Raw genomic sequence first — 17,041 nt, forward strand, 5'->3', positions numbered from 1 at the left:
ATGCCACCCAACTCCTCCATGGCATTCTCGCGTTCAACTTCGAACCCCATACGCCACTCGTAGGGCGTTTGCGACGCTTCCAACGCTGGCGTGTTCGCCCGGCGACCGTAGCTTAGTCACACGATTTGAATTGAAATGTTTTCACCCACGAAACGAGGTGCTGCGATGTCGCAACGCATGCAACCCTTCGCTGCCGCGGTCCTGGCGATCGCCTTGGTGTTGGCGGCTCCGTCCTTCGCGTCCGCTCAGGCAGACGGAATAAGGACGATCTCCCTGGAGATGTATCTCGATCTTGAGAGCGCATCCGACCCTCAGATCTCGCCCGATGGCTCGCAGGTCGTCTACACCCGTGGCTGGGTCGACAAGATGAACGATCGCCGCGAGTCGTCAGTCTGGATCATGAATGCCGACGGTTCGAGGGCTCGCTTCCTCGTCGACGGCTCCGGTCCAATCTGGTCTCCCGACGGGACTCGGATCGCCTACACCTCGGAAGGCGAGCCCGAAGGCAGCCAGATCTTCGTTCGCTGGATGGACGATGAAGGTGCCTCGAGCCAAATCACGCGACTGCAGAAGGCTCCTGGCGGAATCCGTTGGGCGCCCGACGGTAACACACTTTCGTTCACGATGACCATGGACGGAGAAGAGGCTTGGTCGGTGAGCCCTCCCGGCCGACCGGAGGGGTCGAACTGGACCGAACCACCGAAGGTCGTCACCCGGGCCGACTATCGTCAGGACCGTGTCGGATTCGTCGACGAAGGTTGGCGGCACATTTTCGTGGTTCCCGCAGAGGGTGGGACCGCACGGCAGCTCACGGACGGATACTGGAACCACTCGACAGGAGAATGGACGCCCGACGGAGCGGAGTTGGTGTTCTCGTCACTGCGTACCGAAGACTCCGAGCTCTCTTGGCGTCAGTCCGAGGTCTACGCGGTGAACGTCGCGAATGGCACGATCCGTCAGTTGACGACCCGGAATGGCCAGGACTCCGGTCCGATCCCGTCTCCGACGGGTGACCTGATCGCGTATCGCGGTGCCGACTTCCACACCGACACGTATCGGAATTCCGGCGTGTACGTCATGAACATGGATGGTTCGAATCCCCGCCTGATTTCGGGAGACTTCGATCGTTCCATCAATGGCATGCAGTGGGCCCACGATGGAAGCGGCCTGTACCTCACGGTCAGCGCTGAAGGGGACCGGAACATCCACTTCGTCTCGACGGGTGGTGGCGTGACTGCGCTGTCGTCGGGTAACCACATGTTCGCACTGAGTTCGTTCACAGCTGATGGACGAGCGGTCGGCACCCTCACCAGTCCACAGTTGCCGTCCGACATCGTGTCCTTCAGTCTCTCCGACCCGAACCGTCGGACGCAGCTGACACACGTGAATGACGACGTGTTCGCTGGCGTGACATTCGGCGACGTCGAAGAGATCAAGTACGAGTCGGTCGATGGCTTCGAGATCGAGGGGTGGATCGTCAAGCCGCCGGACTTCGATCCGAGCCGCAAGTACCCGATGATGCTGTCGATCCACGGTGGACCGCACGGCATGTACAACGTCGGCTTCAACTTCGCCTGGCAGGAGCATGCGGCGAACGGATACGTAGTACTCTACACAAACCCCCGTGGCAGCTCCGGGTACGGAAGTGCGTTCGGTAACTCGATCAAGAACGCGTATCCGGGCAAAGACTACGACGACCTGATGAACGGAGTCGACTTGGTCATCGACCGTGGGTACATCGATGATGAGAACATGTTCGTCTATGGCTGCTCCGGTGGTGGCGTGCTTACGTCGTGGGTGGTTGGGCACACCGATCGTTTCGCAGCCGCTTCGGCAAACTGCCCCGTGATCAACTGGCTGTCTTTCGTGGGTACGACGGACGGGATCGGATGGTATCGGAACTTCGAGAATCTCCCCTGGGACGATCCGAGTGAGCACCTACGTCGCTCGCCGCTCATGTACGTGGGGAACGTCACGACTCCTACGATGCTCATGACGGGCGTCAACGACCTTCGTACGCCGATGCCTCAGACCGAGGAGTATTTCGCGGCGCTCAAGGTCATGGGTGTAGAGACGGCGATGGTTCGCTTCAACAACGAATGGCACGGTACGTCGAGTACGCCGTCGAACTTCCTCCGTACCCAGCTCTTCCTGCGAGAGTGGTTCGCGAAGCACTCTCGCGGACGGGGCATCACGCAGGACTGATTCAGTTTCGATCCGCAGTCGGATCCGAACGGGGGCTGGGTGGCATCGCCGCCCAGCCCCTTCGTTCGTTCAGTCGCTCTTCGAGTGCCCTCATCGGGGCGCAGAGCCTAACACGGCGGCCATTCCAATCACCGTGTCGGTCACGGCAAGCCAGAGTCTCTCCCCGAAGACCCGCCGCTGGACCGCGCCCCGATCGGCGCCGGGTGCAAGTCGAATTCCGATCTCACGCTCTCGGAGTGATACCGAGTAGGCCATCACTCCCTAAATAACCACCACAGCCAAGGTGAGGCCGGGCACTCCGAATCGACCGAGTACCGTCCTGCCCTCGGCCAGATCAGTCACCGACACAGTTGCTCACGTCTCGCGACTGTGCGGCACGGCCTGCCTGCCTGCTAAAAACCCCGAAACCCTACCTGACATATCCACCCGCGAGCTCGTGCCAGCAGCAACCGATTGTTAGAAAGCTGACTCGACTAGCTGAGGACTAACGGAAGCTCCCCAACTCTCGGACAGTCTCTTGATCGAGGCGTTGGAGCACCTCGATGAGCAACTGAACTGCCTCATCAAAATCCGACCGCTGTATGATGCCGGTATGAGAATGGAGATAGCGCGTGGGTACCGTGATGTTCACAGAAGGGCGGCCTGAGTCGAAGCGCTGGATCTCAGCGCCGTCCTCCCCGTACCCGGTCAGGACATCGGGCTGAAGGGAAATACCAGTTTCGTCGGCAATTCTGAACATGAAGTCACGGAACTTCCTGTTGGGGATCATGGAGCTATCCAGCAGGAACATTCCTGGCCCACCTCCGAGTCGCTCCTGAGCTTGGGTCGGGCCGATTCCCGGGAAGTCAGCCGCGACCCCGGCCTCAATCGAAATTCCGATTTCTGGCTCAGCGAGTGCGACGGCAGTTTGAGCCCCCCGCAACCCGATCTCCTCCTGCGTGGTGGCCACCCAGACGACCTCCGAAGGGACTTGGATTCCTTCATCCCGGATCCGTCTAGCTGCAACCAGCATCACTGCGAGGCCCACGCGGTCGTCCCACGCCTTCGCCGCGTAACGCTCGTTGGCCAGTACGGCGAAGTCACTGAGCGGAGCGATACCGTCTCCTGGCCTCACCCCCATCGCCTCGACTTCGTCTCTCGACGTCGCTCCCACATCCAGGAAAATCTCCTCCAACGCCCATACGCGCTCACGTTGAGCGGCTGGCGTGACGTGGACGGTCCGAATCCCGCTGATCCCCATCACTGGACCATCACTCCCCAGTATGGTCCACCGCTGATCCGGAAGGGCCTGTCTGAGCCAGCCACCGAGAGCCTTCACCCGGATAAATCCATCTGGCGTGATGTACTGCACCATGAGCCCGACTTCGTCGAGATGCGCCGTGACCATGACCACAGGACCACCCGCCCCACCCGGGACCGTGGCGAGCACGGACCCTAGACCGTCAAACCGAATATCAGCGCCCAGGTCCTCAAACTCCCGGACAACAATCTCTCTAACGGATTCTTCAAAGGCTGACGGACCCGGTGCCTCTGTCAGCGTCCGCATCAGCTCGGCACTCGCATCGAGCGTCTGGCTGGAGGCGGGGGCCGCCAAGAGCGAAGCTGCAAGCACAAACATCCAAGATCGATTCATCTGAGTTCCTCGGGGTAGCTCAACGTAGCAGCAGCCTTGTACCCTCTCGCGACTCTGCTGCGCGGCAACGCTAGTTGACTGCGCGCAAACGCACGCGACCCGACAGTAACCCGTGTCAGTCGCAACCGCTTGTTAGGCATCCGCTCCGCACCACGGACGGCTCCTTTAAAAGAAATGTGCTCTCGGCCATCTGGTCGACGGCGAACAGGGCCACGGCCCCGACCACTTGACTGGACAATGGCCCACGCCAATGATGCGCCCGCTGTCGAATGTCTCCGAACTATTCCCACCTGCACGAGAAGAGCGCCATGCAGAAACGAGAGATCAACCCGACCGACTGGCTACAGGGATTCAACATCAACCACGGCATCGAGGTCACCGGTGGGCAGCGTGTGCTCTACCTATCGGGCCAGACCTCAAACACGGCCGATGGCGCTCCGGTGCACGCCGGTGATCTCGTCGCTCAATTTGAGCTGGCCTGGTCAAACCTCAAGGACGCGCTCGCGGCCGCCGACATGACGCCCTCGAACATTGTCCGTCTCAACATCTACACCACCGATGTCGACGCGTTTATGGCAGCCGCCGGCGAGCTTGTACCGATCTACGCCGAGGACGGATGCAAGCCGGCGTGCACGCTTCTCGGTGTCAGCCGGTTGTTCGAACCGGAGCTCATGATCGAGCTGGAAGCCACCGCCGTGGCATGACGCTTCGGCAGGAGCTCGATGCCACGACTGGCCCGTGCGTCTCGTCGGGCCTGAGTTGAAAAGCACCGCGTTCATAGCGCCAGGATGACAAGGACAATCTCGTCGTCGTCGCGCGGTGGGAAACGAAGGCCGCGTTCGAGAACTACCTGGGATGGCGTCAAGAGACCGGCATACTCGATCAGTTGGTTGCCGCGTGCTCGGGACCACCGAGCATCCGATATTACGACATTACCGACGCTTAGGCGCATCTCCGCTGGCCTGTTCCGGCAAATAGGTCAGTCCACGGTCAGGCGACCGCAGCCGACCTATTTTAGGATGTGAGAAGCTGCTTAACGACTGCGGAAATCTGCTGCGCGACTACAATGCTTCCCACGGATCGCGAGGTGCAAGCCGAGTGACCCGGAACCCTCTACGCTTTCCCGCGACAGCAGCAATCTCTTGTTCGGCGGCACTCCGGTCGCTTGCACTCCGCCATAACGTCTGAGACCTTCGCGTCGCGACAAGATCACTTGACTCTACGAGAGGGCGCGCGGTGGGACAGCCATTCAAGCAAGTGCCTTGGGCGCGCGTCTTCGTGGAGGGCGCGGTCATCGTAGCGTCGATCCTGTTCGCCTTCGGTATCGAGGCGTGGTGGGCAGGGAAGCAGGCCAAGTCCGAGCAGCTTGAACTTCTTCAAGCGCTTGAGGCAGAGTTCGAGGCCGCCGGCGAGGAGTTGGGTCGAGCCGGGACGGTTCACGTCAACAGGCAGCGCGCCGCCGACCAGCTAATTCAGATCATGGAGGGGGGTCCGCCATTCCCTGAGCCTGACTCCGTTTGGGTTCTCGTGGAGGCCGCTCACAGGAGGACCACTACCGATCCACCGGGAGGGGTCCTCGCAAGCGCGCTCGGATCCGGAAGACTAGCGGATGTAGGCCAAGTCAAACTCCGATCGGCTCTCGCGGCGTGGCCGCGGAGCCTTCTCGACCATAACAATACCGAGGATAATACCCGCGGCTACATCAACAACGTGCTGTTGCCATGGTTCGCCGAGAACGCAGAGTATCCAAGGGCCGACGGTGCGATAGAATCCTGGAGCAGCGTGGCCGACTTCCTCATGCGGTCCAGGACCTATCGGGGTCACATCTGGAACATTCGCCTAAACACGGGAGCCGCTGTGTCCGAGAACGCGGCGCTCGTCGCTGAGGCTATGGGTATCCGGGAGCTATTGGCGGCGTCCATTCAGTAGGTGTCCAGCCACAAGTGCGACAGCCTGTGAAGGACGCTCAGGCGGCACGCTCCCAAGGGAGTGCCATCTAAAGGCTTTGGAATTCTGCGTCAGTTTGCAACCGCTAGTCCCAGCGCCCACCGTGCGATCCTGCGCTCAATCTTCCCGGGAACTCCACTACTTGTGTTGGATAGGACCACGATGTCGAGATCAGACTCTGGGTAGTGTGCCATCACGGTGCTGAAACCGTTGATGCCGCCCGTGTGGGCCACCCTGGAGTGCTCCTCGAGAGCGTCGACTCCTAGAGCGAAACCGTACCCGGTGGCTGAGCCATTATTCAACTGACCTGAGGTGGTCATGGCCTGGTAGCTGGCCTCAGATACCACCCGCCCGCTCCGCAGCGCCATGGTCCACGACAGTAGGTCCGGCACGGTGGAGCACAGCGCACCTGCTGCTCCCGGCGTGTTCATAGAGATGCTCCCGTCGTTGAGAAGCCCGTCCCCTCCCTGCTCATAGCCCTCCGCCCTACCGGGGATGATCTGGGCCTCATGGCAATAGGACGAACGCGACAAACCCAGCGGGCCGAAGAGGTGGGCGTCGAGGTAGTCGTCGTAGGACTCCCCACTCACCTCCTCGATGATCATACCGAGCAGATAGTACCCTGAGTTGTTGTACCGGTACTCCTCACCCGGGGCGAAGTCGAAGGGCTCGTCCTTGAATAGGGCGAGCATCTCGGTATGGGAGAGGTCCAAGAGGCCAGCCTTCCGCCAGAAGACATCTCCGAGGCTCGTGTAGCTCTTGATTCCGGACGTATGACCGAGCAGGTGGCGAATGCTCACCTCATATCCTTGGGTGGGATAGTCCGGCAAGTGCAGCGTCAGCGGATCGTCGATAGCAATCTGACCCGCCTCGACCAACTGCATGACCGCCGCAGCGGTGAACTGCTTCGTGAGAGAACCGATCCGGTACACAGTCCCCGCGGTCATCGGCACGCTATTCTCGATGTCTGCGACGCCGTAGCCCTTCACCATGAGCAGGTCACCGCCGCGCTTCACCCCGATGGTCAAGCCAGCGACCGGCCCGTCGCGGAGCGTCGCTTCAGCGAGGGAGTCGATCCGTTCAACCAGTTCCCCACCCCACACGGGGGCCTGAGACTGCGCACAAGCTGGCAGAGTGGAGAACAGACAGCCCACGATGACAAGACGAAGCATAGATCTCGAAGTCCTACTCATCGGTCTCTCCTAATTGACATGGATGGAAGCACCTGATCGGAACCGACCCTCGGCCGTCATCCCATTTTAGCCACAGCTCGGTAGGCTTCCGGAATTCGTATCCGGCGAGGATGGGGTAGGGATCAGCGCTCAAACCGGCCATCGTGACGCGCGCTCCGCGTGGAAATCGGGCCGCCTTCCTCTCAAAATCTGACATGCACCGGTCCCGTACAGACAAAGTCTGAGTGATCGATTCGCTATCGCCCTACCCGAGGAGGTAGCAGATGCGAGCTTAGGTCCAACCTGCAGGCTCGTCCAGGCGAGCAGGTCCCGTGCGCCACGCGAGCCCGCTTCCTAAAGTGCGAAACCCGCGCAGTACGCAGGTCCCCGATCGCACCGACTCCGTACATGTGGTGGTGCCACCAGAGAAGGCCCGAAAGCGCCTTTTCACGACGATCGCTCGGCCCGAGGCTCAGCCCTCCCTCCTTTAGGTGGGCGGCTCCCTAAGTAGGCTGGGCATGACATCCATAATGTCTGCGTTAAGCGCCGTCTAACGACTTTGAAAATCTGCTGCGCGACTAGAATGCTTCCCACGGGTCGCGAGGTGCAATCCGAGTTATTCGGGAACCTCTACGTCATCGCGCGACGGCAGCAATTTCTTGTTATGAAGCTCACAACCCAGAAATTGTAGCAGCTAGTTAATGACGATCGGCTCCAGATGGACAGGTGAAATCACTCGTGAATCTGGCGCCAGGTCTGCCGCAGCCTGAACGAACGGCACGATGTTGCGCTCGTAGTCCGCCTGCTGAGAGTAACCGTACGGGAGGCGGAAGTTGTCCCAGTGGGTCGGGATCACGATCGACGGGTACCCAGTAGACCGAAGAAGGCGCTCATCGTAATTGTATAGACCCAACCGAGACCCGTTGATACCCGCCAAGAGGATATCCGGATTCAGGCCCTGGTACTCGCGCTCAATGAAGTTCATAGACCCCATAGTGAGAACATCATGGCGAGCGAATCGAGCCAAGAAGCTCAGTGAGCCCCCTTCGATGAACTGGTCGATTCGGAGCGGCACTTGCAGCGTGCTCGCGTCCGTGAGGCGCCGAGAGTCATAGTAGCGCTTCTCGTTAAGGGCCGAGTGTATCGTTGGGACGATTCTGACAGAGAATCCATCGAACTGATAGTCTTCGCCCCCCTGCACGGCATAGAGTTGATCCTCGGGAACGCCGTAGGCCCGTAGGATCGTGATCACGGTCTCCGTGCCGATGACCTTCGCGCCGGTCTTCTTCGCGATATAGGGGACGTCGCCGAGATGATCGTAGTGACCATGGTGGATGAGGATGAAGTCAGCCACGGTGATGATCTCGTCGATCAACGTTGTATCGGACCAGGCAGGATCCGTCCGCGCGAAATTCGGTCTCGGATCCTCCGGATGAACGCCATCCCCGTACTTGAGGCGGGAGATGTAAGGATCGATGAGGACCGTCACAGTCCCGTCGTTGACCTCCCATCCGGCCGCCCCCAGGTACGTGAAGCGAATTGGATCTGCTCCCCCCTCCTGTGCATCTACGCTAGGTCCAGCCATCGCGATCGCAACAGCCAGAAAGAGTGTTGATTTCAAGGCACTGCTCATCGGATTGCCAGCCGGGTCTAAAGGGAGCGTCCTAACGACTTTGGAATTCTGTTGCCGCACCTTAGTAGCTGCCGGCGAGCGCAGCGAATCACCCTCACGCCATCAGCGGACAGCAGCAATTCCTTGGTACACGGCAAGCGACCATCGGGCCAAGAGAGCGTCAAGGCCCGCCGGACTTTCCATCGTCGTCCATCGGTCTCAGAATACGAATCTCAGGTTCGGACAAGGCGGTCGCACCGCGGATCCACCGTCCCACTCTCAGGTCGACCCATTCGTCTAGGTAGGAGATTCCATGCGTCCAGGGCGAGTCCCGCTGCTGTTCACCGTAGTCGCCGCATTCATGTCCCCAGCGGACGTGACCGCGCGCGTTCAAGACGTGGACACAACGATTGAGTCAATCCGTGTGATCGGGAACATCTACTACGTCGGTGGGCAGTTCGGCTCCTACCTCATCACCACACCTGAGGGTCACATACTCCACGACACGGGCAGCTCCGAGATGCACGAGGTCATCCTCGCGAACATCGAGCGGCTCGGATTCGACGTCGCTGATGTACGAATCATGATCTCGAGTCACGCACACTGGGACCATGTGGGGGGACACGCCGCCATGAAGCGAGTGACCGGTGCGCAGGTGGTGGCGCTTGGAGGAGATGCCCAGGCCCTTGAGTCGGGGGAGGACAACTCGGCTCTGGGAGCCCGGGGCTGGGAGCCCGTCGCAGTGGACCGCGTCATCCGTGACGGTGAGACAGTCACGCTTGGCGGAGTGACGCTGCGGGGCACCTTGACGGGTGGGCACACTCAGGGGGCGACCTTGTGGATGACGACGGTGGAAGAGAACGGCTCGGAAATCACAGTGGCATTCCGGGGCGGCGAGATCCCGAACGCCGGCGTTCAACTCATCGACAATCCTAGGCACCCGTCAGTCGTCGAGGATACGAAACGGACGCTGGAGAGGCTGAACGCGCTTGAGCCCCCCGACCTCTTCCTCCACAATCACGCGAGTCCAGCTCCGATGGAGCTCGACCCATCTCTGCCCATCCATCCGAGATGTGTCACGTGCTTCGACGCGGACGGGTGGACCGCTTATGTGGCTAGGGTCACCGAGGCCTTCGAGAGGATGCTCCGAGAGGGGGGCAATCGGCTCTGACAGTTCACGTCCCGAGAGTGCGTCGCTTGCCGTCTAACGACTCGCGGTTCTGCTGCACCGCCCTCACCTACCAACCCACTGCGTAGGCCACTCGCCTCGGGTCTGCTCCTGCCCAGAAAGTCCCGGTAATGGGGTCCCGAAAGATCCCCTGATTGCTGCCGAGGCTGTATGGAGCGGCAAGCTCTACGGTGTGTCCGATGTCCCTGAGCGCCGCGACGATGTCAGAGTCCACACGATTCTCAAGATTTAAGACGAGTTCTGCATCGAGCAGATAGAAGTTCGGCGCCGCTGTGAGGGCGAACCGGGGCGCCGCCACCGCCTCCTGGATCGACATTCCGAACTCCAGAACGTTGAGTATGGCCTGGAACTGTGTCTGGCCGATGGTCTCGCCGCCGGGAGATCCGATCGCAAGGACGAACTCGCCGTCTTTCATGACAATGACGGGGGAGTTGTTCAGCAACGGAATCTGTCCACCGCGGACGTAGTTGACATCATCCGGATAGGGGGAGGTCGAGCCGATCCGGGTCCCGTTGTTGAACAGCAGTCCCGTAGTCCCGACGACCACGCCAGTGCCGAACCCTCCACCGTGGGTCGGCGTTGCGGCTATCACATTTCCGAATTGGTCTGCCACGGAAAAGCTGGTCGTACCGCCTACCTCGGCACCCTCATCGAACTGAGGTCCACGAGGGGCTGCCATCAAAGCCGATGCTTCGGTTGTCGAGTGAGGTGGCTGGCCCGCTTCCGGATAGTGCATCGCTGCCAGCCGGCTGATCAGTTCACGGCGCTCGGTCGCGTACTCTTTCGACAGCATGCCTGCCACGGGGATATCCGTGAACTTGGGGTCGCCGACATAGTGGTAGATGTCGGACTTCGCGACCTTGATAGCCTCAGCAAGGATGTGCAGGGTCTCCGCGCTGTTGTGACCCATTGCCCTGAGGTCGAAGCCCTCCACGAGGTTCAGCTGCATGGCGACTTCGAAGCCACCTCGGGACGTCGAGGGACTTGAGTAGATGTCGTAACCCCGGAACGTCGTGTGAACCGGATCGGCCCAAATCGGCTCATACGCGGCGAAATCGTCGAGCGTGAAGTCACCACCGTTTTCGCTGTAGAATTGGGCCATCTCTTGGGCAATGTCACCCTTGTAAAAGAGATCGAAGGCGGCCTGCAGAGCTTCGGATCTGCTTTTGCCCTCCGCGAGCGCCTGTCGCTCAGCTTGCACCACCCGCCTGAAGGTGTTCGCCAGGTCGGTCATGCGGAACATCTCCCCAGGCTCCGGCACCTTTCCGTCAGGCAAGAAAACCCCCGCACTCGTCGGGAACTGTTCGAAGAACGATTGGGATCGGGCGATGGAGCCGGCGAAGGACGCTTCGATCGGGTGCCCGTTCTCCGCGTAGTCGATGGCCGGCTCGAGGACCTCGGCGAGACTCATCGTGCCGAAGCGGTCCAGGACCGCGATCCAGCCTCCAAACAGCCCCGGGACCACACCCGCTCGAATCCCTCTATTCAGAGCCTCCCGCGTCATCGTCTCCGGGACGATCGCCAGAGCGGCGGCCCCCGTCGCGCCCAACGAATAGACCTGATCGGTCGCCTTGTCATAGATCGTGATGAAGCCGTTCCCACCGGTACCCGAGCTCTGTGGCCTCACGACGTGCAGGGTCGCCAAGGTAGCCACCGTGGCATCGGCCGCGTTGCCTCCCTGAAGCAGGACCCTCAGTCCCGTTGTCGAGGCGAGCGGATGACCCGCGGTGACTGCTCCGTTCGTGAATTGAACGGCCGGTCGGTACACGGAAAGAGACTGAGCCGCAGGACCCGCTGCATCCGGATGTATCTGGTCCTGGCGATTCTGCGCTTGCCCCTCGACAGGTGCCTCCAGGTCGAGGACCCTGCCCAGTGCCAACAGAGCCAGGATCAGGACACCACCAATCACGCCCCAGAATCTATTCTCTCTACTCATGGCACTTTGCTCCTCGTTCTATCCAGCGTGACGTTCGGTCTCCAGGCCTGGTGCCGGCGAGGCACGATACCGCCCACAAGGGGCGATGTTCGCACGGTCAGTGCGCTGCCTAGTGCGTCACGATTCTGGAGCACGGATCGTCGGCAAACAACCCCAGGACGCACCGGACTGGCGACCGAGCCGACCCGCGTCAGGACGCTTGTGAGGACGGGCGCTGGAAAGCGAGACGAATGTCTCGGCAAAGGTGGGCGGTTTCCTGTGTTTTGCAGACTGCTCATAGGCGTAGGCCAGCCGAAGCAGTGTCGGCGCTCAGCCCACGCAGCACCGGAGAAGCGGAGAAGCGGAGCCCTACCGGAAGCCCTGAGACAAAGCCCATGGGGACGGTGATGCTCGGGTACCCGGCCATCGCAGCCGCGCTATAGCCATCACCGCCGAGAGGGCTTGGTTCTGTGAACTCGCCCTCAGCTTCAACTGATCCCGAGAGGCTCAGCGAACGCTTCGACCTCCAACGGCCCGGCCCCTCCGGGTCACGACCGCCGTGGCACGTCAGATACCGGCGAATCCAGGCCAGATAGGTCTTCTCGGTTCTCCGACTTAGCTGCCTCGTCCAGATGCCTCGGCTCATTTGTTCGAAGAGCCACTGCCGCGCTTGCGGCGCGAGTACAGCATGTCCGGACACCGGCCGGTTGAGCTCGAGCCCTAGATCGGCTTCGATTCGTCGTTTCATCCATCGACCATCCCCACAAACAGTGGGCGACGGCATGGACGGATGGGCCGTCGTCTTTACTGTGCCGCTCAGTCCCCGCCCGAGTCCAACCCCAAATCCAGAATCTCCGCCTCGAGCGACGCTTCACCGTCCGAGTGCGATATCCTGACCCGCCCCACCGTCACCGGCAGGCTGAACCGCCTCGGCCCAGCGCTTCCGGGATTCATCCACAGCACACCGTCTCGCTCGCGAATGAACGGCTCATGTGTGTGGCCGAAGACGACCATCTTCATGCCGGCAGCCTGGGGGTCCAGGTCGAGCTCTTCATTTATGTGAAGTACATAGGCGAGTACGGGGTTGGTGTCCGTATTCGGCTGGTCCGCACCGGCAGGATCCACAGCCATGAGGTCGACGACCTGCGAGTGAGGGAGCGCAGCCCGAAGAGTTCCATAGTCAGTGTTGCCAAACACGGCATAGGTGGGCGCGATCTGGTTCAGGGCATCGAGGATGTCGGAGCCTCCCACATCTCCGGCGTGCAAAATGAGGTCACTGCCCTCAAGCGCCTGCAGCGCCTCCGGCCTGAGTTGGCCGTGCGTGTCTGAAATCACCCCAATCGTGCGCATTCCCTCTCCATTGCCGCTGATGTCTCCTGCAGCCAAGGTAGGTCACGACCAGCCGGTACGCGTACCCTCTCCTCTGCACTTCCATGAATCTCCCGTTCCAAACCCTCGACGTATTCACTGAAGAAATCTTCGGTGGAAACCCACTAGGCCTCTTCACCGACGCGACACATCTCCCGACGGAGCTGATGCAGCGCATCGCCTTAGAAATGCACCTGTCGGAGACAGTGTTCCTGGGCCCCCCAGAAACACCCGAGGGCACGGCCCGGGTTCGCATCTTCACGCCGGGACGGGAGGTGCCTTTTGCGGGGCACCCCACAGTCGGCTCGGCAATTTTTCTGGCGGCGCTCGGTCATGCGGGGCCGCTGGAGGGGAACGGAGAGGTCACGGTCGTTCTCGAAGAGAACGTGGGACCGGTGCCCGTCGTGGTCCGCTACGAGAACGGGACCCCCGTCTTCGCTCGCTTCACGACGGCGCTGCTTCCGGAGCACCGACCGGCTCCTCATTCAGCGGCTGACCTCGCGGCTATGGTCGGCCTCTCGGCGGAAGACGTATGCGACGTGGAGCCGTCCTGCGGCCGCGGCGGTCCGAATGGGCTCTCCCCAGAAATGGTGTCGTGTGGGCTGCCCTACTACTGCATCCCGGTGAAGAGCATCGACGCGGTTCGGAAGTCCGCGCTCGACATGACCCTGTGGAAGAGTATGGGCGTCGCGACAGGTTGGGCGGATCATGTCTACGTGCTGTGCATGTCCGGCGAAGGAGACGCAGTCGATGTGCACGTGCGCATGTACGCACCAGGCTCGGGGGTCCCAGAAGACCCGGCAACAGGCTCGGCGGCAGCAGCGCTTGGCGGCTACCTGTCAGCGGCAGACGGACGCGACGAAGGCTCGCTCTCCTGGACTGTCGAGCAGGGGATCGAAATGGGTCGACCCTCACTTTTGTATGTAGAAGCGGACCGAGCCGGCGGAGAGACTACGGCGGTACGCGTGGGCGGCAGCGCGGTCTTCGTGAGCGCAGGTACAATGGACGTGCCCAACCCGTGAGCCTGATATGGCGTGGTCTCGTATTGGCCGCAGCTTTTCTTGCGGCTGCGGGGCCAATCCGTGCCCAAACCATCTCGGGCTGGATCGTAGACGAGCAGCGTGGGAGCCCCATCGGGGGGGCGATCGTGACCCTGGTCGACAAAGACGGCGAGCAACACGCCCAGGCCCTGTCCGACATCGCGGGTCGCTTCACGATCTCTCCTCCCGAAGCCGGGGAGTATCAACTCCGGGCATCACGCATCGGGTACCACGCCGGCCAGTCGCCGCTCTTGGCACTCGAAGCTGACGGCACTGCCGAACTGGACATGCTCCTTCAGCCCGCCCCGATCGGCCTCGAAGGGCTCAACGTGGCGGTCAATCCATCGGTGGAAGCGGCGGCCCAGCTCGAGATTGCCGGACTCCCCATCCGAGACCTTGGCAATCGTTGGATAGACCGCGCGGACATCGAAGCCGTCCAGGTGAAACGCGACGTGGGCAGTGTTCTGGAATGGCAGGGACTCGGGGGCGTACGCGTGATCCGCCCTGAGGCCACGACCACGGGCAGCGACCCGATCGGGCTGTGCATCAGCATGAGCCGCGCCAACACGTTCGGCGGCGCGAAACGATGCGCGCTTGTGGTCGTCGACGGTCTGGCCTGGAACAACATCGAGGCTCTTCACATCGATCCGAATACAGTCGATGCCATGGCGCTGCTCCTCCCCACGGAAGGCGCCGTCATGTACGGGACGCGTGGCGAAGCGGGCGTACTGATGCTCTGGACCAAGCGCCGCTAGCCACTGATGCTGGCCGGGACCCCGCCCTCACCGTAGGCTGGGACCATCCTAACCCGGAGCTTCTTATGCATCGTATGACCCTCCTTCTTTCTACAGCCATCCTCGTCGCCGGCTGCCAACCCGCCACCGACAGTGCCTCCACCGCAGACGGCCCGGATCCGACTCCATGGGACTGGTCTGAGGAGACGGTCCGCAGTGCGGTGAACCAAGTCCGAGCCGGCCGTGACCTGAACCCTGACGAGTGGCCTGGCGGCGCGCGCGTGGCGGTTCTCCTCTCGTTCGACGTCGACAACGAGACGGTTCAGGGCCTACGCGACGGAGTGGTGAGTGTCGGCCCGCTGTCCCAAGGCCAGTACGGGTCCCGAGTGGCGCTTCCTCGAGTGGTGAAACTGTTGGATGCCGAGGGGGTCCCGGCCTCGTTCTTCTTCCCTGCATGGAGCCTGAAGCTCGCGCCGGAACAGGCCGAGGTGATCAACGCGTCAGGTATGCACGAGATCGCGGTCCATGGATGGATCCACGAACGCAACTCCGAACTCGACGCCCCGACAGAAGAACGTTTGCTCGTTCAGGCCATAGAGAGCATCGAGGAGATCACGGGCCGCCGGCCGGTGGGGTACCGCGCCCCGTCCTGGAATTTCTCTCCGAACACGCTCGACATCGTGAGACGGCTGGGCCTTCTGTACGAATCGTCACTCATGGCAGACGACCGTCCGTACGAACTCGTCGCGGACGGCGTACCGACCGGTATGGTCGAGCTGCCCGTGGAGTGGATCCTCGATGACGCGCCGCTCTTCAACCCACGCGGTGACAGCTATGCGTCGCCCCGCGACGTGATGCAGGTCTGGATCGATGAATTCGACAAGGCCTGGGAAGAAGGCACGATGTTCCTCCTCACCATGCATCCGCACATAAGCGGACACCGGTCGCGCATCGTGGCGCTCGAGGGACTCATCGAGCACATGAAAGCCAAGGGCGGCGTCTGGTTCGGGACACATGAAGAAGCGGCCCTGTATGTGCGCGAGCAGGCGGGAATGAACGAGTGATGCGTCGGAACTTCGTGCTTGGCAGTGCCCTCGTGCTCGGCGCCTGTATCGCCCCAGCACTGGACGCCACGAAGCCCTACGTCCCAACGGCGACTTCCTGGGCAGTTCGAACGCCGGGAGAGGCGGGCATGAGCGCCGCGAAGCTCCAAGAGGCCGTCGACTACGCCCTCGCCCACGAGACCACGCAGATCCCAAACGACCCTGGCGTCTACCTGCGTGACCGCTTTGCAGGCCAGCCATACCAGGACATCGTCGGCCCGACCGCGGAACGGGGCGGCGTGAACGGTATCGTCCTGAAAGGCGGCTACATCGTCGCCGAGTTTGGCGACACGGACCGTGAGGACATGACCTTCTCCGTAACCAAGTCCTACCTGTCCACGGTGGCCGGTCTCGCCTTCGATGACGGCCTGATCCGCAATGTGGACGACAACATTGGTGACTACGTGACGGACGGGACCTACTCGGGCACGCACAACGCCCAGATCACATGGCACCATCTGCTGCAGCAGACCAGCGAGTGGGAAGGCACGTTGTGGGACAAGCCGGACCAAGCGGACCGGCGCATGGGCATCGACCGAGAGCTCCAGACGCCGGGCACGTTCTGGGAATACAACGACGTGCGCGTGAACCTGATGGCGTATTCACTGCTGCATCTCTTCGCGCGTCCGCTCCCCGAGGTGCTGGAGGAGCGCATCATGGATCGTATCGGCGCATCGGATGACTGGCGCTGGCACGGATACGAGACGTCTTGGACAGAGATCGACGGGCAGCGAATGCAGTCCGTGAGCGGCGGCGGTCACTGGGGCGGCGGTTTCATCATCGACACTCGAGACCACGCGCGCTTCGGACTGCTGGCACTTCGTGGCGGCCGGTGGGGCGGCGAACAGCTGGTATCCAGCGAATGGTTCGACATGGCCACGCGGCCCGCGGACATCCAATCCAACTACGGGTACATGTGGTGGCTGAACACGGACCAGGCCCAGCTCCCCTCCGCGCCGGGTTCTGTCTTCTACGCCAACGGTGCGGGCTCCACGAACATCATCTATATAGATCGTGACAACGATCTGGTGACGGTGACCCGCTGGGTTGACGGCGCGGAACATGTCGACGAATTCATTCGTCTGGTGCTTGAATCGATTGAGGGTGAGGGCTGACCCGCCCG

14 protein-coding genes are annotated in these 17,041 nt (G+C 61.6%); 8 read left to right on the plus strand and 6 right to left on the minus strand.

Going from position 1 to position 17,041, the window contains the following annotated elements; genetic code table 11:
- Positions 1 to 165: 165 nt before the first annotated feature.
- Positions 166 to 2,205 carry a S9 family peptidase gene (locus P8L30_14460; GenBank protein ID MDG2241403.1) on the plus strand — a complete coding sequence of 680 codons (2,040 nt, stop codon included), beginning with the start codon at positions 166 to 168 and terminating at the stop codon, positions 2,203 to 2,205.
- 484 nt (positions 2,206 to 2,689) lie between these two features.
- Here the strand turns inward: P8L30_14460 and P8L30_14465 are convergent, their stop codons facing one another.
- The gene (locus P8L30_14465; GenBank protein MDG2241404.1) at positions 2,690 to 3,838 is read right to left on the minus strand and encodes a M42 family metallopeptidase; all 1,149 of its coding nucleotides are present in this window, start codon (positions 3,836 to 3,838) and stop codon (positions 2,690 to 2,692) included.
- A 308-nt stretch (positions 3,839 to 4,146) separates the two neighbouring features.
- Here P8L30_14465 and P8L30_14470 point away from each other — a divergent pair, with 308 nt between their 5' ends.
- Together P8L30_14470 and P8L30_14475 are read left to right on the plus strand one after the other, a co-directional pair.
- Positions 4,147 to 4,542 carry a RidA family protein gene (locus P8L30_14470; protein ID MDG2241405.1) on the plus strand — a complete coding sequence of 132 codons (396 nt, stop codon included), beginning with the start codon at positions 4,147 to 4,149 and terminating at the stop codon, positions 4,540 to 4,542.
- 532 nt (positions 4,543 to 5,074) lie between these two features.
- Entirely contained in the window at positions 5,075 to 5,767 is a 693-nt protein-coding gene (locus tag P8L30_14475; GenBank protein ID MDG2241406.1) for a hypothetical protein, read from the plus strand.
- Positions 5,768 to 5,856: 89 nt separating this feature from the next.
- Here P8L30_14475 and P8L30_14480 read toward each other — a convergent pair whose 3' ends face one another.
- Entirely contained in the window at positions 5,857 to 6,978 is a 1,122-nt protein-coding gene (locus tag P8L30_14480) for a serine hydrolase (GenBank protein ID MDG2241407.1), read from the minus strand.
- A gap of 673 nt (positions 6,979 to 7,651) precedes the next feature.
- Positions 7,652 to 8,578: an MBL fold metallo-hydrolase gene (locus tag P8L30_14485; protein ID MDG2241408.1), complete on the minus strand. Its 927-nt coding sequence runs from the start codon at positions 8,576 to 8,578 to the stop codon at positions 7,652 to 7,654.
- 304 nt (positions 8,579 to 8,882) lie between these two features.
- On the opposite strand from P8L30_14485, the gene P8L30_14490 reads away from it, so the two are divergent.
- Entirely contained in the window at positions 8,883 to 9,740 is an 858-nt protein-coding gene (locus tag P8L30_14490) for an MBL fold metallo-hydrolase (GenBank protein ID MDG2241409.1), read from the plus strand.
- 67 nt (positions 9,741 to 9,807) lie between these two features.
- On the opposite strand, the gene P8L30_14495 is transcribed toward P8L30_14490, so the two are convergent.
- From P8L30_14495 to P8L30_14505, 3 genes are all read right to left on the minus strand, one after another.
- A complete protein-coding gene (locus tag P8L30_14495; protein ID MDG2241410.1) occupies positions 9,808 to 11,694 on the minus strand; it encodes a gamma-glutamyltransferase family protein in 1,887 nt (628 codons plus the stop codon).
- A 274-nt stretch (positions 11,695 to 11,968) separates the two neighbouring features.
- Positions 11,969 to 12,421 carry a hypothetical protein gene (locus tag P8L30_14500; GenBank protein MDG2241411.1) on the minus strand — a complete coding sequence of 151 codons (453 nt, stop codon included), beginning with the start codon at positions 12,419 to 12,421 and terminating at the stop codon, positions 11,969 to 11,971.
- A 68-nt stretch (positions 12,422 to 12,489) separates the two neighbouring features.
- Positions 12,490 to 13,023, minus strand: coding sequence for a metallophosphoesterase family protein (locus tag P8L30_14505; protein MDG2241412.1), 534 nt, complete (start codon positions 13,021 to 13,023; stop codon positions 12,490 to 12,492).
- 83 nt (positions 13,024 to 13,106) lie between these two features.
- Here P8L30_14505 and P8L30_14510 point away from each other — a divergent pair, with 83 nt between their 5' ends.
- The 4 genes from P8L30_14510 (at position 13,107) to P8L30_14525 (ending at position 17,033) form a co-directional block, all read left to right on the plus strand.
- A complete protein-coding gene (locus P8L30_14510; GenBank protein ID MDG2241413.1) occupies positions 13,107 to 14,063 on the plus strand; it encodes a PhzF family phenazine biosynthesis protein in 957 nt (318 codons plus the stop codon).
- Complete coding sequence (locus P8L30_14515; GenBank protein MDG2241414.1) at positions 14,060 to 14,836, plus strand: carboxypeptidase-like regulatory domain-containing protein; 777 nt, start codon at positions 14,060 to 14,062, stop codon at positions 14,834 to 14,836. Before P8L30_14510 ends, P8L30_14515 begins: the two co-directional genes overlap by 4 nt.
- A gap of 65 nt (positions 14,837 to 14,901) precedes the next feature.
- Entirely contained in the window at positions 14,902 to 15,879 is a 978-nt protein-coding gene (locus P8L30_14520; protein MDG2241415.1) for a polysaccharide deacetylase, read from the plus strand.
- Positions 15,879 to 17,033: a serine hydrolase gene (locus tag P8L30_14525; protein MDG2241416.1), complete on the plus strand. Its 1,155-nt coding sequence runs from the start codon at positions 15,879 to 15,881 to the stop codon at positions 17,031 to 17,033. Before P8L30_14520 ends, P8L30_14525 begins: the two co-directional genes overlap by 1 nt.
- Positions 17,034 to 17,041 lie beyond the last annotated feature (8 nt).

The sequence above is a fragment of the Longimicrobiales bacterium genome (assembly GCA_029245345.1).
GTDB lineage: Bacteria > Gemmatimonadota > Gemmatimonadetes > Longimicrobiales > Gaopeijiaceae > CALFPJ01.